This is a genomic window from Klebsiella sp. w6 (assembly GCF_033100215.1).
Lineage (GTDB): Bacteria > Pseudomonadota > Gammaproteobacteria > Enterobacterales > Enterobacteriaceae > Klebsiella > Klebsiella variicola.
The window spans coordinates 988,156-1,005,988 of record NZ_CP136907.1 but is presented as its reverse complement, the minus strand read 5'-3'; the positions used below and the strand labels follow the sequence as shown (position 1 = coordinate 1,005,988).

The following is a 17,833-nucleotide window of genomic DNA, read 5'->3' as shown; positions in this document are numbered from 1 at the left end:
GCGGCTCCTTAGAAATACCCCTGACGTTTCTTCAGCTCCATCGAGCCGGCCTGGTCGCGATCAATCACGCGGCCCTGACGTTCGCTGGTGGTCGATACCAGCATCTCTTCAATAATTTCCGGCAGCGTCTGCGCTTCAGACTCCACTGCGCCGGTCAGCGGCCAGCAGCCAAGGGTACGGAAACGCACCATCCGTTTTTCAATCACCTCGCCCGGCTGCAGATCGATACGGTCGTCATCGATCATCATCAGCATGCCGTCGCGCTCCAGCACCGGGCGCTCAGCGGCCAGATACAGCGGCACGATTTCAATATTTTCCAGATAGATGTACTGCCAGATATCCAGCTCAGTCCAGTTGGAGAGCGGGAAGACGCGGATGCTTTCGCCTTTGTTAATCTGGCCGTTGTAGTTGTGCCACAGCTCCGGACGCTGATTTTTCGGGTCCCAGCGGTGGAAGCGGTCGCGGAAGGAGTAGATGCGCTCTTTCGCGCGGGATTTCTCTTCGTCGCGACGCGCGCCGCCGAACGCGGCGTCAAAGCCGTATTTGTTCAGCGCCTGCTTCAGGCCTTCCGTTTTCATGATATCGGTATGCTTAGCGCTGCCGTGGACAAACGGGTTGATGCCCATCGCCACCCCTTCCGGGTTTTTATGCACCAGCAGCTCACAGCCGTAGGCTTTGGCGGTACGGTCGCGGAACTCATACATCTCACGGAATTTCCAGCCGGTATCGACGTGCAGCAGCGGGAACGGCAGGGTTCCCGGATAAAACGCTTTGCGCGCCAGATGCAGCATTACGCTGGAATCTTTCCCGATGGAGTACATCATCACCGGGTTAGAAAATTCGGCGGCCACCTCACGAATAATATGGATGCTTTCCGCCTCCAGTTGCCGCAGGTGAGTGAGTCGTTTTTGGTCCATAACCGTTCCTTAAGCCAGATTGACCACCGAAGCGTTAAACCCTTCGGCGGATGATGTATGTTGAAACCAGGCGAGCTGCTGATGCAGCTGCACCACTTCGCCGACCACCAGCAGGGCGGGCATCGGGGCGTCTTTCGCCAGGTGTTCGAGTTGTTGCAATGTGCCGGTTATCGTCTGCTGATCGTCGCGGGTACCGCGGGAAATCACCGCGACCGGCGTAGCGCTGTCGCGACCGTGGGCGATCAACTGGGCGCTGATTTCCGCCGCCTTCATGGTGCCCATGTAGATCGCCAGCGTTTGTTGGCTCTTCGCCAGCAGCGACCAGTCGAAGGGGGCGCTGTCCGGCTTGTAGTGGCCGGTGACAAAGACGGCGCTTTGCGCATAGTCGCGATGGGTCAGCGGAATACCGGCGTAGGCCGTCGCCCCGGCAGCAGCAGTGACGCCAGGCACCACCTGGAACGGGATCCCCGCTTCGGCGGCAGCCTGCAGCTCTTCTGCGCCGCGGCCAAAAATAAACGGATCCCCGCCCTTCAGACGCACGACGGTTTTCCCTGCCTTCGCCGCCGCCACCAGCAGCTGATTGGTTTCATGCTGCGGCACCGAGTGCTCGCCGGCGCGTTTGCCGACACAGATCAGCTCGGCATCACGGCGCACCAGCTCGAGAACCGGCGGGGTCACCAGATGGTCGTGGAAAACCACGTCCGCCTGCTGGATCGCCTGCAAGCCGCGAAGGGTCAGCAGCCCGGCATCGCCCGGCCCGGCGCCCACCAGAATAATTTCTCCCGTCTCGCGTTCGGGCTTATCCAGCTCATCCTGCAGCGCCTTTTCCGCCTCCGCATGATTGCCCGCCACCATCAGGCTGGCAAAGCGGCCGGTAAAGACGCGTTCCCAGAAGCGGCGACGCGCTTCGGTGGTCGTCAGACGGGTTTTCAGATGGTTGCGCCAGTAGCTCGCCGATTCCGCCAGCCGCCCGAGGTTCGTCGGCAGCAGCGCTTCAATTTTCTCGCGCAGAATACGCGACAGCACTGGCGCTTTGCCGCTGGAGGAGATCGCCACCAGCAGCGGCGAACGGTCGACGATAGAAGGGAAGACAAACGAGCACAGCGCCTGGTTATCCACCACGTTGACCAGCCGGTAGCGCGCGTTAGCCGCCGCAAACACCCGCTGATTAAGCGCCTCATCCTCCGTGGCCGCAATCACCAGAAAGACATCATCCACCAGCGACTCGCTAAATTCCGTCGCCCGCCAGCTAAGCGCCTGGCGCGCCGCCAGATCGGCCAGCGCCGGAGAGAGCGTCCCGGCGACCACCTGCACCTGCGCCTGAGCGCGCAGCAGGAATTTAATCTTGCGTTCAGCAATCTCATCGCCGCCGATCACCAGCACGGGCCTTTGTTTCAGTTCGGCAAAAAGGGGCAAGTAATCCACGGCGCAACAACTCTCTTACAATCAGCGATACTGCGACTATAGGGTGCGCCTGAGAGCAAATGAAATTACGAAATGGAATGAGTTGTGACGCAAAGGAATAACGCTGTGGAAATACAAATATCAAAAAGTGCTTAACGCGCTATTTTTCCGCTATTTAAGAGCAATTGAAATTGTTTAACCGCGGTCACAGTTTCATACTGTACGCGTCAAATTGTCTTGTTCGTGTAAGGACCCCTTATGTTTTCCGCGTTGTGCCGCCGTCTGCTTCCTCTGGCGCTCGGCACCGGTTTTGTTTTCGCCGCCGCCCCCGCTTTCAGCGCGCTGGGCGACGCCGCCAGTAGCCAGGCCCGTCATATCGCCACCGTCTTCCCGGGACGAATGACCGGAACACCAGCCGAGATGTTGTCAGCCGAGTACCTCCGCCAGCAGTTCGCCCAGATGGGTTATCAGAGCGACGTGCGCAGCTTCAATACCCGCTACATCTATACCGATAACAATCAGCGTAAGAACTGGCATAACGCCACCGGCAGTACGGTGATCGCCGCCCATGAAGGCCAGTCCCGCCAGCAAATCATTATTATGGCGCATCTCGATACCTACGCGCCGCAGAGCGATAAAGACGTGGAGAACAACCTTGGCGGCCTGACGCTGCAGGGAATCGACGACAACGCGATGGGGCTCGGCGTGATGCTGGAGCTGGCGGATCATTTAAAGAATATCCCCACCCGCTATGGCATTCGCTTTATCGCCACCAGCGGTGAAGAGGAAGGTCGTCTCGGGGCGCAAAATCTGCTGCAGCGCATGAGTGAGGCGGAAAAGAAAAATACCCTGCTGGTGATCAACCTCGATAATCTGGTGGTGGGCGATAAGCTTTACTTCAACAGTGGCCGCCGCACGCCGGCCTCGGTGCGTAAGCTAACCCGCGACCGCGCGCTGGCTATCGCCCGCAGCAAGGGGATTGTCGCGGCGACCAATCCAGGACTGAACCCAGCATACCCAAAAGGCACCGCCTGCTGTAACGACGCCAGCGTCTTCGACAGCGCGGGGATCCCGGTGCTGTCGGTCGAGGCAACCAACTGGTCACTCGGCAAAAAGGATGGCTATCAGCAGCGCCAGAAATCCCGCGCCTTCCCGGACGGCACCAGCTGGCATAGCGTGCAGATTGATAATCAGCAGTATCTCGACCACGCGCTGCCGGGACGCATAGAACGCCGCAGCCGCGAGGTAGTGAAAGTGATGCTGCCGCTGGTGAAAGAGCTGGCGAAGGTGGAGAAGAAAAGCTGATACGCACAAAAGAACGCGCGGTATCACCCGCGTGTTCTTCTTGAATTATCACCCAAAGAAAGCGCTAACAGCTTAACCCTCGTGCAATCCGCACTCGCGTTTAAGCCCGAAGAACCGAGTCTCTTCTTCTGCCATGCCTGGCTCCCATTTGCGGGTGGTGTGGGTATCGCCTACAGACAGATAGCCCTGATCCCACAGCGGGTGGTATTTCAGCCCGTGCTTTTGCAGGTACTGATACACCGTCCGGTTATCCCAGTCGATAATCGGCAGCACCTTGAACACCCCGCGCTGGATAGCCAGCACCGGTAAGGTCGCCCGGCTACCGGACTGCTCGCGGCGCAGACCAGCGAACCAGGTCTGGGTATTGAGCTCTTTCAGCGCCCGGTTCATCGGCTCGACTTTGTTGATCTCATTGTATTTCTCAATGCCCTCAACGCCCTGCTCCCACAGCTTACCGTAACGCGCCTCCTGCCAGGCGGCGCTCTCCTGCGCCCGATAGACCTTCAGGTTCAGCTTGAGCTTGTCGGTTAACTCATCGATAAACTGATAGGTTTCCGGAAACAGATAGCCGGTATCGGTGAGGATCACCGGAATATCCGGGCGCAGCTGGTTCACCAGGTGCAGACTCACCGCCGCCTGAATGCCAAAGCTGGAAGATAACGCATACTCGCCAGGCAGATTTTCCAGCGCCCACGCTACGCGTTCTTCGGCGCTGAGCTTCTCCAGCTTCGCATTGGTCTCCGCCAGCGCCAGGATACGTTCCACTTTCGGCAATGCATTAAGCGCGTTTAGATCGAGTACGGACATATAAACCTCGTTTGCCTGTTTTACCGGGCGGCACTGCGTTTGCCCGGCCTACGGGTTTTACAGGCCCGGGTCGCTACGCGCCACCGGGCACCAGGATGTTATTCCCAGAAATCGCGGGCTGGGTCGAGCACCGGGCGAATGATGCCCGCACGCACCGTAAAGTCGCCGAAGCCTTCACCCGCTTCGCGCTCTTTCGCCCAGCGCCCTACCAGTTCGTCTAGCGAGTCGAGAATTTCCGACTCGGTAATATTCTCACGGTACATCCGCGGGATGCGGGTGCCGCTGCGGTTACCGCCAAGGTGCAGGTTGTAGCGCCCCGGCGCTTTGCCCACCAGTCCCACTTCCGCCAGCATCGCGCGGCCGCAGCCGTTCGGGCAGCCGGTGACGCGGGTGACGATATGCTCATCGCTCACGCCGTGCTTGTTCATCACCCCTTCCACCTTGTCGATAAACGACGGCAGGAAACGTTCGGCTTCCGCCATTGCCAACGGGCAGGTCGGGAAGGAGACGCAGGCCATCGAGTTTTCGCGCTGCGGAGTAACGGCATTCATCAGACCATGATCCCGCGCCAGCTTCTCGATCCGCGCCTTCTGATCTTCCGGTACGCTGGCAACGATCAGGTTCTGGTTGGCGGTGATGCGGAATTCGCCTTTATGGATCTTAGCAATCTCCAGCAGGCCAGTCTTCAGCGGACGACCCGGATAATCGAGAATGCGGCCGTTTTCAATAAACAGCGTCAGGTGCCATTTGTCATCAATCCCCTTCACCCAGCCGATGCGGTCGCCGCGGCCGGTGAATTCGTACGGGCGGATCGGCTCAAACTTAATGCCGGCCCGGCGCTCCACTTCCGCCTTGAAGGTTTCGACGCCAACGCGCTCAAGGGTGTACTTGGTTTTCGCATTCTTACGGTCGGTACGGTTGCCCCAGTCGCGCTGGGTAGTCACGACCGCTTCCGCCACCGCCAGAGTATGCTCCAGCGGCAGATAACCGAATTCGCTCGCCGTGCGGGCGTAGGTTTTCTTGTTGCCGTGTTCGATTGAGAGACCGCCGCCCACCAGCAGGTTAAAGCCCACCAGCTTGCCATTTTCGGCAATCGCCACGAAGTTCATGTCGTTAGCGTGCAGATCGATATCGTTCTGCGGCGGGATCACCACCGTGGTTTTAAACTTACGCGGCAGATAGGTCTGACCGAGGATCGGCTCTTCGTCAGTAGTGGCGACCTTTTTCTGATCCAGCCAGATCTCGGCATAAGCGCGGGTACGCGGCAGCAGATGCTCGGAGATCTTTTTCGCCCACTCGTAGGCCTCAGCGTGCAGCTGCGACTCGTACGGGTTGGAGGTGCACAGCACATTACGGTTCATATCGTTGGCGGTGGCCAGCGCGTCCAGCCCCACCGAGTGCAGCATCTGATGCACCGGTTTCACGTTCTTTTTCAGAATGCCGTGGAACTGGAACGTCTGCCGGTTGGTCAGACGAATACTGCCGTAAATGGTGTTGTCCGCGGCAAACTTATCGATCGCCTTCCACTGGGTGGTGGTGATCACCCCGCCCGGCAGACGGCAGCGCAGCAGCATCGCATGGCGCGGCTCCAGCTTCTGGGCGGCGCGTTCCGCGCGGATATCGCGATCGTCCTGCTGGTACATGCCGTGGAAACGGATCAGCAGGAAGTTATCACCTTTAAAACCGCCGGTCAGACCGTCGTTTAAATCTTCCGCAATGGTGCCGCGCAGGTAGTTGCTCTCAAGCTTCATGCGCTCGGCATCGGTCAGTTTACCTTCGACCACTAAAGGCCCCGGATGTTTTTCACTCATTAGTAGACATCTCGCTGATAACGGCGCTCAACGCGCAGCTCACTTAAAAATTCGTCCGCCGCTTCGGCGTCCATCGCGCCGTATTCGGCAATCACTTCCAGTAAAGTATGTTCCACGTCTTTCGCCATACGATTGGCGTCGCCGCAGACATAAATGTGGGCGCCATCATTGATCCAGCGCCACAGCTCGGCTCCCTGCTCGCGCAGTTTGTCCTGCACGTAGATTTTTTGTTGTTGATCGCGGGACCAGGCCAGGTCAATACGGGTCAGCAGACCTTCCTTCACATAGCTCTGCCACTCTACCTGATAGAGGAAATCTTCAGTGAAGTGTGGGTTGCCGAAGAACAACCAGTTCTTGCCTTGCGCCCCGTCCGCTGCGCGCTGCTGCATAAAGGCGCGGAACGGCGCAATGCCGGTGCCCGGGCCAATCATGATCACCGGCGTCTCCGGGTTAGCCGGCAGACGGAAGTTGTCATTGTGTTCAATAAAGACGCGGACTTCGCCATCTTCTTCCACACGGTCGGCGAGGAAGCTGGAGGCACCGCCAGCCCGGGCGCGGCCTTCTATTTCATAGCGCACCACGCCCACGGTGACATGCACTTCGCTCTCCACTTCCGCCTGTGAGGAGGCAATGGAGTACAGGCGCGGCGTCAGCGGACGCAGCAGACCGATTAACGCCTCGGCGTCCAGCTGCGCCGGCGAGAAACGGACCATATCGACGATCGGCGTCGCAGCAGCATACTGCTGCAGCTGAGCTTTATCGCCCACCAGCGGCAGCAGCGATTCGCTGCGGGTCAGGGTGGCGTAGTTTTCGACGATAGTCGCGGTGTTAACCGTCAGCTCAAAATGCCACTCCAGCGCTTCCGCCAGCGGCAGAGTTTTGCCATCAACGGTTACCGGCTCGTCACCTTTCAGCCACAGCAGCTCCACCAGCTCTTTGACCAGCTGAGGATCGTTTTGATACCAGACCCCCAGCGCGTCGCCCGGCTGATAGCGCAGACCGGAATCACCGAGGTCAATTTCGATATGGCGCACATCTTTTTCGGAATCGCGGCCAGTGATTTTCTGGTTGACCGACAGGGTCGCCGACAGCGGAGCCTCTTTGGTGTACGGGCTGGTATGGATGTCGTTCACCGCGCCGCTGGTGGCCAGCTGGGCGGGCGCGGACACTGGCGCACGGGCTTTCAGCACCTCAACGACGCGCGCGCGCCATTCCGCAGCCGCGGTCTGATATTCGACGTCGGCATCGACGCGATCGAGCAGGCGTTCCGCGCCGAGCTCGGCCAGCTTGCTGTCGAAATCTTTGCCAGACTGGCAGAAGAATTCATAAGAAGTATCGCCGAGGCCAAAGACAGCGAACGCGGTCCCGTCCAGCTTCGGCGCTTTTTTCGAGAACAGGAACTTATGCAATGCGACCGCTTCTTCCGGCGGCTCACCTTCCCCCTGGGTGGACGTCACGACCACCAGCAGTTTTTCCGCAGCAATTTGTTTGAATTTATAATCGCCTGCATTCACCAGCTTCACGTTCAGCTTCGCTGCCAGCAGATCGTCGCGCAGCGCTTCGGCGACGCGGCGGGCATTGCCGGTTTGCGAGGCGGAAATCAGCGTGATCGAGGGCACCTCAGCGGCCTGGGCAGGAACGGCCACAGCCGCGCCGGACTGCTGATTCAGCACGCCCCAGAAATAGCCAGACACCCAGGCAAGCTGAGTGGGCGTGAAGTCAGTGGTGGCCGCCTGAAGGCGCGCCAGTTGCTCCGGGTTGAGCGGCAGCAAGTTGGAAGGTGTGGCCTGTGTCGTCATGCGTCGTTTGTTCCAGTAAGCAAAGCTGTTGTTCGCGCCCTGTCAGCGCGACAAAAACAGAAGAGAATAGAAGGGTAACGGTGCTGATAGTAACAATTAAAGAAGGGATGGAAATAATAAATAACCAAATGGACTAACCTGTTTTAGTTGTAGTTATTAACAACAAAATCGATTAAATAACCACATGAAATATAACCATTTAATTCAGATAACCCAGATAAATGTGTCCATTTTCTGTTCAGGGCCGTTTTAGTTAATGCGAAAAAATGTGCTTTCCGGTACCCTACGGCGGTTTTTTTCGTCCTGTTGAGAGTCAATGATGTCCACCACGCTGTTTAAAGATTTCACCTTCGAAGCCGCCCACCACCTGCCGCACGTCCCGGAAGGGCACAAATGCGGTCGCCTGCATGGCCACTCCTTTATGGTGCGTCTGGAGATCACCGGTGAAGTCGATCCCCATACCGGGTGGATCATGGATTTTGCCGAGCTGAAGGCCGCCTTCAAGCCGACATACGATCGCCTGGACCACTATTATCTGAACGATATCCCCGGTCTGGAAAACCCCACCAGCGAAGTGCTGGCGAAATGGATCTGGGATGAGATGAAACCGCGGGTACCGCTGCTGAGCGCCGTGATGGTCAAAGAGACCTGCACCGCTGGCTGCATCTATCGCGGCGAGTAAGCGAAAAAAAAGCCCGGTCAGTACGCTGCCGGGCTTTTTTATCAGGCAATATTCAAATATTTGTGCGTCTGCATGGACAGGCGCCAGTTACGGGCGATGCAGGTGTCGATACACAGGCGCGTCGCGTCTTCTTTCTGACTAATCGGCTGCAGGGCGATGATCCGCGGTTTGTCATCGCTCAGCGTTTCCAGCAGTTCGTCCAGCGCTTCGATGTCGCGGACACGCCCTACCGGATGCTTGATCTCATCCGCCCGCTGCAGAGCCTGCGACAGCACATCATACCCACCACGCATATTGACCTTCGGGGATACCGTCACCCAGGTGTTGTGGCTGCAGCGCACTTCATGGGTGCCGCTGGTTTCAATCTGACAGCTAAAGCCGTTTTGTTCCAGAAGCGAGGTTAACGGCGTTAAATCATGAATGCAGGGTTCACCGCCGGTAATGACCACGTGGCGGGCAGTCCACCCCTGGCGCCCAATAATCGCCAGCAGATCCTCGCTGCTTGCCGGCCCCCACTTATCGCTCTCTTTGGTTTTCGCCAGGATGCTGAACAACGACACTTCCCGATCGGCCAGCTTGTCCCAGGTATGCTTGGTGTCGCACCACGCGCATCCTACCGGGCATCCCTGCAGACGAATAAAAATGGCAGGCACGCCGGTGAAGTAACCCTCGCCTTGCAGGGTCTGGAACATCTCGTTAATCGGGTACTGCATAGTCATCTCTGTTTAGGGTCATAAACGTCCATTATCGCAGATTTCAGCGCACAGGTCTTGTCCTGCGCTGCGATCCCTTTTTTACCCCTTCGTCAATATCCGTGTCGGGAATAATATTATTGATTAAAGAAACAATCTTTTCTTTTGGCTTAATTTATTAGCATGATAAGAATTAAAATAATTAATATTCTGACACGTGGACTGAAAATGTGTAACAGAAAATGTTATTCCTGTCATTCAGGATAAAATAAAAGGTCCAGACAGCAAAATAAAAAACATTAAAATACAGTGATGTACAAACTGATACATGAAAGAGTGAATTATCTGGCCGATCTGCGAGTCCAATTCAATCCGCCGGTGATAATAACCTTAAACTGGTCTTAATAAATCCCTGATCGGGCCCCTTTTTTATTTAATCGTCGTTTACTTTTGCCCGCCTAGAATCCCGCAGACCAACCATAATGAGATAGCGTTTATGACCACATTATTAATTACCGGCGTTACGGGGTTTCTGGGCGGTGCCGCGTTAGAGAAAATACTCCATCAGGAAACCCGGTTAGATCTGCTGCTGCTCGTGCGTGCTGATAGCCCCGAGTCTGGCCTCGAACGGGTCAAAGAGAACATGCGTAAGTTCAACATCGCCGAGGAGAAGCTGGCGATGTTGCGCCAGCAGCATATCCTGCTGGGCGATCTCGCCTCTCCGGAGCATTTTCTTAACGATCCGCGCCTCGATCAGGTGACGCATGTCCTCAACTGCGCCGCTGTCGCCTCGTTTGGCAGCAACCCGCTCATCTGGAAGGTTAACGTTGAGGGTACGCTGCGCCTGGCGCAACGGATGGCGCAGGTTGAGGGTCTGCAGCGTTTTCTGCACGTCGGCACAGCCATGTCCTGCTCGCCTGAGCCGGATTCACTGGTCGCCGAAAGCGCGGAGTTTCGGGAACGCGCTGAGCACCTGGTGGAATACACCCACTCGAAATCAACCATCGAGCAGTTGATGCAGCAGCATTGCCCTACACTGCCGCTGGTCATTGCCCGCCCTTCTATCGTGGTGGGTCATACCCATCACGGCTGTCGGCCTTCCAGCAGTATTTTCTGGGTGTTCAGCATGGGGCTGATGCTGCAGAAATTTTTATGTTCCATGGAGGACCGAATCGATGTCATCCCGGTGGACTACTGCGCTGATGCCCTGCTGATGCTGCTTAACCAGCCGCTGGCTCACGGCGAAGTGGTGCACATCTCTGCCGGGGAGGAGAATAGCGTGAAGTTTGCCGAAATCGACCGGGCGATGGCTCAGGCCCTCGAACAGGCCCCGGTGGGGGATAAGTACGCCCAGGTCAGCTATGACACGCTGGTCAAAATGCGTCGTGAACTGAAAGGGATATTTGGGCCATGCAATGAACGTCTGATGCTGAAAGCCATGCGCTTATATGGCGCGTTCGCTACGTTGAATGTGCGCTTTAGTAACGACAAGCTGTTGAGCATGGGAATGCCAAAACCACCGCGTTTTACGGATTACATCGACCGCTGCGTGGAGACCACTCGCGGGCTGTCGATCCCCCAGCAAATGGCCGTCGATTTTAAATAATCGCCGACGAGGTAAAAAAAATGCCAGCCCTGAGGCTGGCATTATTATTTCACAAAGACAGGATTATGCCTGGCCTTTGATCTCTTTACGACCGTTGAACGGCGCTTGCTCACCCAGCGCTTCTTCGATACGAATCAGCTGGTTGTATTTAGCAACGCGGTCAGAACGGCTCATAGAACCGGTTTTGATCTGGCCTGCAGCGGTACCGACAGCCAGGTCAGCGATGGTCGCGTCTTCAGTTTCGCCAGAACGGTGAGAGATGACAGCGGTGTAGCCAGCGTCTTTCGCCATCTTGATGGCAGCCAGAGTTTCGGTCAGAGAACCGATCTGGTTGAATTTGATCAGGATGGAGTTAGCGATGCCTTTTTCGATGCCTTCTTTCAGGATCTTGGTGTTGGTTACGAACAGGTCGTCACCAACCAGCTGGATTTTGTCGCCCAGTACTTTGGTCTGGTATGCGAAACCGTCCCAGTCAGATTCGTCCAGGCCATCTTCGATGGAGACGATCGGGTACTGTTTGGTCAGGTCTTCCAGGAAGTGAGTGAACTCTTCAGAGGTGAACGCTTTGTTGCCTTCGCCAGCCAGAACGTATTTACCGTCTTTGTAGAATTCAGATGCTGCGCAGTCCATCGCCAGGGTGATGTCTTTGCCCAGCTCGTAGCCAGCAGCTTTAACCGCTTCAGCGATAACAGCCAGTGCTTCGGCGTTAGAACCCAGGTTCGGCGCGTAGCCGCCTTCGTCACCAACGGCAGTGTTCATGCCTTTGGACTTCAGCACTTTCGCCAGGTGATGGAACACTTCAGAACCCATGCGTACGGCTTCTTTCAGGGTCGGCGCGCCAACCGGCTGAATCATGAATTCCTGGATGTCGACGTTGTTGTCAGCGTGCTCACCACCGTTGATGATGTTCATCATCGGAACCGGCATGGAGTATTTGCCCGGAGTGCCGTTCAGTTCCGCGATGTGCGCGTACAGCGGCAGGCCTTTGGACGCTGCAGCTGCTTTGGCGTTTGCCAGAGAAACAGCCAGGATAGCGTTCGCACCGAAGTTAGATTTGTTTTCAGTACCGTCCAGGTCGATCATGATCTTGTCGATGCCAGCCTGATCTTTAGCATCTTTGCCCAGGATTGCCTGAGCGATCGGGCCGTTTACCGCAGCAACAGCTTTGGTTACGCCTTTACCCAGAAAACGGGATTTGTCGCCATCGCGCAGTTCCAGCGCTTCGCGGGAACCAGTAGAAGCACCTGACGGAGCAGCTGCCATACCGACGAAACCACCTTCCAGGTGTACTTCGGCTTCAACAGTCGGGTTACCACGGGAGTCGATGATTTCACGACCGATGACTTTAACGATTTTGGACATTAGGTTTTCCTCAGTACAAGTTAAACTAAAACTCCAGACAAACAATGCACCCAGTTGGGTGCATTGCCGTTCTAACTCTTTTACTTCGCCTGACGCTTCTGGTACTCGCTCGCGGCTTTCACAAAGCCAGCAAACAGCGGGTGCCCATCACGCGGCGTCGAAGTAAACTCCGGGTGGAACTGGCAGGCAACAAACCACGGATGGTTCGGCACTTCGATGATCTCGACCAACTGATCATCCCCGGAACGGCCCGCAACGCGCAGACCAGCAGCTTCAATCGGTTTCAACAACATGTTGTTGACTTCGTAGCGGTGACGATGGCGCTCGGTGATGGTCGGCTCGCCGTACAGCTGGCGCACCAGAGATTCATCATCCAGCTGGCACTGCTGTGCGCCCAGGCGCATGGTGCCGCCCAGATCGCTCTTCTCGGAGCGGACTTCAACGTTGCCATCTTCGTCACGCCATTCGGTAATCAGGGCCACAACCGGGTATTTACAGTCTGGCACAAATTCCGTCGAGTTGGCGTTTTCCATACCCGCTACGTTGCGCGCGAACTCAATCAGCGCAACCTGCATACCCAGGCAGATGCCCAGATAAGGAATATTGTTCTCACGCGCATAGCGCGCGGTGGCGATCTTACCTTCCACACCGCGGTAGCCGAAGCCGCCCGGGATAAGGATAGCATCTAAATCCTTGAGGATTTCGACGCCGCGCGTTTCCACATCCTGCGAATCGATCAGCTTGATGTTGACGGTCACGCGGTTTTTCAGACCACCGTGTTTCAGCGCTTCAATCACCGACTTGTAGGCATCCGGCAGTTCAATGTACTTACCGACCATACCAATGGTGACTTCGCCTGCCGGATTGGCTTCTTCATAGATTACCTGTTCCCATTCGGCCAGGTTTGCTTCCGGACAAGTTAAGCTGAATCGTTTACAAATATAATCGTCCAGCCCCTGAGATTTCAACAGGCCCGGAATTTTATAAATGGAATCGACGTCTTTCAGAGAAATCACAGCCTTTTCCGGAACGTTACAGAACAAAGCAATTTTGGCTCGTTCGTTGGCCGGAACCGCGCGGTCTGAGCGGCAGATCAGGATATCTGGCTGGATACCGATGGAGAGCAGCTCTTTCACGGAGTGCTGGGTCGGCTTGGTTTTGACTTCGCCCGCAGCGGCCATGTACGGCACCAGGGTCAGGTGCATAAACAGGGTATGCTCGCGGCCGATCTCTACCGCCATCTGACGAATGGCTTCGAGGAACGGCAGGGATTCGATATCGCCTACGGTACCGCCGATTTCCACCAGTACGACGTCATGGCCTTCGCCGCCCGCCAGTACGCGCTCTTTGATAGCGTTGGTGATGTGTGGAATAACCTGAACGGTGGCACCCAGATAGTCGCCACGGCGCTCTTTGCGCAGTACGTCGGAGTAGATACGGCCGGTGGTGAAGTTGTTGCGACGCGTCATCTTGGTACGGATGAAACGCTCATAGTGGCCCAGGTCCAGATCGGTTTCTGCGCCGTCTTCAGTAACGAACACTTCCCCATGCTGGATTGGGCTCATGGTGCCCGGATCGACGTTGATATACGGATCCAGTTTCATGATGGTCACGTTGAGACCACGGGCTTCAAGAATGGCTGCCAGGGAGGCTGCGGCAATGCCTTTACCCAGAGAGGATACGACCCCGCCGGTCACAAAAATATAGTTCGTTGTCATGCTGAACCTGAGAAGTTAGGGTAAAACGATGGAATAACCAGGACGGGAAAGTAGTATACCCGAACATGCGTGACGCCACAAACTTTCATTCTTCCCCTCCCCTTCGTTCTTCAAGTTGCACCTGTGTTGCGACTCGAACAACTCGAAGAGGCAGGCTACATGGTGTTTCAACGACATAACGGAAAGAGAAAATAGACGCTTTTGGCGAAATGTTTTTGACGTAAATCAAGCGCTTGTTATTTATAAAATCACACAAATCGCGCTTGATCACGAAAACTCGTTAGAGATCAGTTTCCTGGCGTTTTACTTCCTGCCACACTTCTTCCATGGTATCGAGGTCGATGCCGGTCATTTCCAGGCCGCGGGCGGCGACAATGCGCTCGACCTCGCGGAAGCGACGCTCAAATTTGCGGTTTGCTTTCTGCAGCGCCACCTCGGCTTTGACCCCTAAATGACGGGATAAATTCACCGTGGCAAACAGCAGATCGCCCACTTCCTCTTCCAGTTTTGCTTCATCCACCACCGCCTGCTGCGCTTCATGCATCACTTCATCAATTTCTTCATGCACCTTGTCGAGCACCGGTCCCAGCGAGGTCCAGTCGAAACCGACCGCCGAGCAGCGGCGCTGGATTTTGTGCGCGCGCATTAGCGCCGGCAGGCTATGGGGAATATCGTCCAGCGCCGAGTGCTGGGCTTTTTCCGCCCGCTCCGCGCTTTTGATCTGCTCCCAGCGCGCCAGGACTTCGCTGCTGTTTCCTGCGGTAGCATCAGCGAAAATATGGGGATGGCGACGCTCCAGCTTGTCGCTGATGGCAGCGCAGATATCGTCAAAGTTAAAGCGTCCCTCTTCCTGCGCCATTTGCGCATAGAACACCACCTGGAACAGCAGATCGCCCAGCTCACCGCGCAGGTCGTCAAAATCTTCCCGCTGGATAGCATCGAGGACCTCGTAGGTCTCCTCAAGGGTGTAAGGGGCGATAGTGGCAAAGGTCTGCTCTTTATCCCACGGGCAGCCGTTTTCCGGGTCGCGCAGGCGCTTCATAATGCCGAGCAGGCGGTCGATTTGGGTCATGTGAGGATCCTGGAAATGTAAAAAATGGTAGAAATTGATATCGGTTTGCAACTTTTGAGCCCGGGAAAAGCGTTTTTCACGTGTGACTCCAGCGTACTTTGCGCTCCCGGTAAATGTTCTGCCATATGTCTCCTGTGGTACAGGGAGCGCACAGGGGGCGGCCAGTCGCCGCCGCCCCCTGTACCCCCGGGCTCCGGCCAGCAAAATCGCCGCTGCGCGGTGCCTTCGACTTATCCCTGCAGGCTTCGGGTCGGGCCGAGGCAGCGTCCCTGCAAAACACGGCCCTCAGCCCGCATCCATGCGGGCTGCCCCTGCCTTCCAGGAACGTCTCAGCGATTTTGAGGCCGCCAACGCCGGCAGTTTCAGCAGCCATTGCCCCAGCGGTCATTCATTGACCTGGCCTGGAGAGGACTTAACCGCCGTGCAGACGGCGCGCGTCAATGACATCGGGCACCTGGTTGAGCTTACCAAGCACCCGGCCCAGCACCTGCAGGTTGTAAATCTCAATGGTCATATCGATGGTTGCCAGCTGCTGACGGGTATCGCTGCGGCTGGCGACACCCAGCACATTCACCTTCTCATTGGCGAGAATGGTGGTGATATCGCGCAGTAAACCGCTGCGATCGTTCGCCTCCACCCTGACCACCAGCGAGTAGCCCGCCGAGTAGCTTTCACCCCATACCGCATCGACGATGCGCTCCGGAGCATGCGACTGCAGTTCAGCCAGCTGATCGCAGTCGGCGCGATGCACGGAAATCCCGCGCCCCTGGGTGATAAAGCCGACGATCTCATCGCCCGGGATCGGCTGGCAGCAGCGGGCAATATGGTGCATCAGGTTGCCTACCCCTTCCACCACCACCCGGCCATTATCCTTGGTGCGGTTCTGTGGGGCGTAGGTTTTCTGCTGCAGCTGCTTCAGCGCGGCCGCATCCTGCTCAGCGGCGCTCGGTTTATTGAACTGCGCCTGCAGGAAATTGACCATCTGGTTGAGACGGATATCGCCGCCGCCAATGGCAGCCAGTAGTTCATCGAGCTCGTTGAAGTTGTAGCGCGGCAGCAGGTGTTTTTCCGCATCCTTAAGACTGATGCCCAGATGCTCCAGCTCGTCGTCGAGGATCTGCCGACCGGCGAGAATATTCTTGTCGCGGTCCTGTTTACGGAACCAGGCGTGGATCTTCGAGCGTCCGCGACTGGTGGTCACGTAGCCGAGGTTAGGGTTCAGCCAGTCGCGGCTCGGGTTCGGCTGCTTCTGGGTAATAATTTCGATCTGATCGCCCATCTGCAGCTGATAGGTGAACGGCACGATACGGCCGCCAATTTTGGCGCCGATGCAGCGATGGCCGACGTCGCTGTGAATATGGTAGGCAAAGTCGAGCGGCGTCGACCCCGCTGGCAGGTCCACCACGTCGCCTTTCGGTGTAAAGACATACACCCGATCGTCGAAAACCTGACTGCGCACTTCGTCGAGCATTTCGCCAGAGTCGGCCATCTCTTCCTGCCAGGCAATCAGCTTACGCAGCCAGGCGATGCGGTCCTCATAGCCACGGCCACCGCCGGTGCCCGCTCCCGCCCCCTCTTTGTACTTCCAGTGCGCAGCCACGCCAAGCTCAGCATCTTCATGCATCTGCCGGGTGCGAATTTGAATCTCCACCGTCTTGCCGCTCGGGCCCAGCACCACGGTATGAATAGACTGATAGCCGTTGGGTTTCGGGTTGGCCACGTAGTCATCGAATTCATCCGGCAGGTGACGATAGTGGGTATGGACGATCCCCAGCGCGGCGTAACAATCCTGCAAACGCTCGGCCACGATGCGCACCGCGCGAACGTCAAACAGCTCGTCAAACGCGAGGTGTTTTTTCTGCATTTTGCGCCAGATGCTGTAGATGTGCTTCGGCCGGCCATAGACTTCCGCCTTGACGCCTTCGGCTTTCATCTCCGAGCGCAGGTGACCGACGAACTCGTCGATGTAATGCTCACGGTCGATACGGCGTTCGTGGAGCAGTTTAGCAATGCGCTTGTATTCTGCCGGATGCAGATAACGGAAGCAGTAATCTTCCAGCTCCCACTTCAGCTGGCCGATACCTAAGCGGTTCGCCAGCGGCGCATAGATATTGGTGCACTCTTTCGCCGCCAGCACGCGTTCATCTTCCGGCGCGTCTTTGACCTCGCGCAGATGCGCGATCCGCTCAGCAAGCTTGATGACCACGCAGCGGAAATCGTCAACCATCGCCAGCAGCATGCGGCGAATGTTATCCACCTGCTCGGAAGATACCGAGTCGTTATGGGTGGCTTTTAGCTGGCGGATAGCGGCCATGTCCCGCACCCCGTGAATCAGGGTCACGACCGATTTACCCACGCTCTCCTGCATGACCTCTTCACTAACGACTTCACCGTCCGCCAGTGGGAACAACAGCGCCGCGCGCAGCGTATCGAGATCCATACTCAGGGTGGACAGAATCTCCACCATTTCGACGCCACGCCACAGCAGCAGGTCTGCCTGCGGGTGTCCTTGCGTTTTTTCGCGACAATAATCCCAGGTTTCGGCTAAGCGCTCACACGACTGCTGGCTGGAAATCCCCAGACTCGCGATCCATTTCTTCGGGTCAAATTCACCAGCTTTATTAAGATGTGCACTTCTTACCGCAACCATTGTCCTCT

Annotated in this window: 13 protein-coding genes; 3 read left to right on the top strand and 10 right to left on the bottom strand. The window is 56.7% G+C overall.

Annotated elements, in window-relative coordinates:
- Window positions 1-8 precede the first annotated feature (8 nt).
- Both cysD and cysG read right to left on the bottom strand, forming a co-directional pair.
- Entirely contained in the window at window positions 9-917 is a 909-nt protein-coding gene (cysD, locus tag R0140_RS04935; RefSeq protein WP_002915160.1) for a sulfate adenylyltransferase subunit CysD, read from the bottom strand.
- Window positions 918-926: 9 nt separating this feature from the next.
- Window positions 927-2,333, bottom strand: a complete 1,407-nt coding sequence (gene cysG, locus R0140_RS04930; protein WP_162494494.1) for a siroheme synthase CysG — start codon at window positions 2,331-2,333, stop codon at window positions 927-929.
- Between the two features lie 246 nt (window positions 2,334-2,579).
- On the opposite strand from cysG, the gene R0140_RS04925 reads away from it, so the two are divergent.
- A complete protein-coding gene (locus R0140_RS04925) occupies window positions 2,580-3,626 on the top strand; it encodes an aminopeptidase (RefSeq protein ID WP_032736344.1) in 1,047 nt (348 codons plus the stop codon).
- A 72-nt stretch (window positions 3,627-3,698) separates the two neighbouring features.
- Here the strand turns inward: R0140_RS04925 and cysH are convergent, their stop codons facing one another.
- From cysH to cysJ, 3 genes are all read right to left on the bottom strand, one after another.
- Window positions 3,699-4,433 (bottom strand): phosphoadenosine phosphosulfate reductase, encoded by a 735-nt coding sequence (gene cysH / locus R0140_RS04920; protein ID WP_008806238.1) that lies wholly within the window; start codon window positions 4,431-4,433, stop codon window positions 3,699-3,701.
- Window positions 4,434-4,531: 98 nt separating this feature from the next.
- Complete coding sequence (gene cysI / locus R0140_RS04915) at window positions 4,532-6,244, bottom strand: assimilatory sulfite reductase (NADPH) hemoprotein subunit (protein ID WP_008806239.1); 1,713 nt, start codon at window positions 6,242-6,244, stop codon at window positions 4,532-4,534.
- Window positions 6,244-8,043, bottom strand: a complete 1,800-nt coding sequence (gene cysJ / locus R0140_RS04910; RefSeq protein ID WP_032740917.1) for an NADPH-dependent assimilatory sulfite reductase flavoprotein subunit — start codon at window positions 8,041-8,043, stop codon at window positions 6,244-6,246. The genes cysI and cysJ overlap by 1 nt, the downstream gene beginning before the upstream one ends.
- 316 nt (window positions 8,044-8,359) lie before the next feature.
- Here cysJ and queD point away from each other — a divergent pair, with 316 nt between their 5' ends.
- Window positions 8,360-8,725, top strand: coding sequence for a 6-carboxytetrahydropterin synthase QueD (gene queD, locus R0140_RS04905; protein ID WP_012967329.1), 366 nt, complete (start codon window positions 8,360-8,362; stop codon window positions 8,723-8,725).
- A gap of 41 nt (window positions 8,726-8,766) precedes the next feature.
- On the opposite strand, the gene queE is transcribed toward queD, so the two are convergent.
- Entirely contained in the window at window positions 8,767-9,438 is a 672-nt protein-coding gene (gene queE, locus R0140_RS04900) for a 7-carboxy-7-deazaguanine synthase QueE (RefSeq protein WP_008806241.1), read from the bottom strand.
- A gap of 475 nt (window positions 9,439-9,913) precedes the next feature.
- On the opposite strand from queE, the gene R0140_RS04895 reads away from it, so the two are divergent.
- Window positions 9,914-11,023, top strand: coding sequence for an SDR family oxidoreductase (locus R0140_RS04895; RefSeq protein ID WP_032740919.1), 1,110 nt, complete (start codon window positions 9,914-9,916; stop codon window positions 11,021-11,023).
- A gap of 63 nt (window positions 11,024-11,086) precedes the next feature.
- Here R0140_RS04895 and eno read toward each other — a convergent pair whose 3' ends face one another.
- The 4 genes from eno to relA all read right to left on the bottom strand — a co-directional run bounded on the left by eno (window position 11,087) and on the right by relA (window position 17,825).
- A complete protein-coding gene (gene eno / locus R0140_RS04890) occupies window positions 11,087-12,385 on the bottom strand; it encodes a phosphopyruvate hydratase (protein WP_008806243.1) in 1,299 nt (432 codons plus the stop codon).
- Window positions 12,386-12,465: 80 nt separating this feature from the next.
- Complete coding sequence (gene pyrG, locus R0140_RS04885) at window positions 12,466-14,103, bottom strand: glutamine hydrolyzing CTP synthase (RefSeq protein WP_008806244.1); 1,638 nt, start codon at window positions 14,101-14,103, stop codon at window positions 12,466-12,468.
- Between the two features lie 280 nt (window positions 14,104-14,383).
- Window positions 14,384-15,175, bottom strand: coding sequence for a nucleoside triphosphate pyrophosphohydrolase (gene mazG, locus R0140_RS04880; RefSeq protein WP_016161725.1), 792 nt, complete (start codon window positions 15,173-15,175; stop codon window positions 14,384-14,386).
- A 412-nt stretch (window positions 15,176-15,587) separates the two neighbouring features.
- Window positions 15,588-17,825, bottom strand: coding sequence for a GTP diphosphokinase (gene relA, locus R0140_RS04875; protein WP_008806246.1), 2,238 nt, complete (start codon window positions 17,823-17,825; stop codon window positions 15,588-15,590).
- Window positions 17,826-17,833: the final 8 nt, after the last annotated feature.

Bases quoted from the DNA above. Each gene is read 5' to 3' on its own strand.
- cysD (WP_002915160.1), bottom strand. From the start codon at position 917: ATGGACCAAAAACGACTCACTCACCTGCGGCAACTGGAGGCGGAAAGC.
- R0140_RS04925 (WP_032736344.1), top strand. From the start codon at position 2,580: ATGTTTTCCGCGTTGTGCCGCCGTCTGCTTCCTCTGGCGCTCGGCACC.
- cysH (WP_008806238.1), bottom strand. From the start codon at position 4,433: ATGTCCGTACTCGATCTAAACGCGCTTAATGCATTGCCGAAAGTGGAA.
- cysI (WP_008806239.1), bottom strand. From the start codon at position 6,244: ATGAGTGAAAAACATCCGGGGCCTTTAGTGGTCGAAGGTAAACTGACC.
- cysJ (WP_032740917.1), bottom strand. From the start codon at position 8,043: ATGACGACACAGGCCACACCTTCCAACTTGCTGCCGCTCAACCCGGAG.
- queD (WP_012967329.1), top strand. From the start codon at position 8,360: ATGATGTCCACCACGCTGTTTAAAGATTTCACCTTCGAAGCCGCCCAC.
- queE (WP_008806241.1), bottom strand. From the start codon at position 9,438: ATGCAGTACCCGATTAACGAGATGTTCCAGACCCTGCAAGGCGAGGGT.
- R0140_RS04895 (WP_032740919.1), top strand. From the start codon at position 9,914: ATGACCACATTATTAATTACCGGCGTTACGGGGTTTCTGGGCGGTGCC.
- eno (WP_008806243.1), bottom strand. From the start codon at position 12,385: ATGTCCAAAATCGTTAAAGTCATCGGTCGTGAAATCATCGACTCCCGT.
- pyrG (WP_008806244.1), bottom strand. From the start codon at position 14,103: ATGACAACGAACTATATTTTTGTGACCGGCGGGGTCGTATCCTCTCTG.
- mazG (WP_016161725.1), bottom strand. From the start codon at position 15,175: ATGACCCAAATCGACCGCCTGCTCGGCATTATGAAGCGCCTGCGCGAC.
- relA (WP_008806246.1), bottom strand. From the start codon at position 17,825: ATGGTTGCGGTAAGAAGTGCACATCTTAATAAAGCTGGTGAATTTGAC.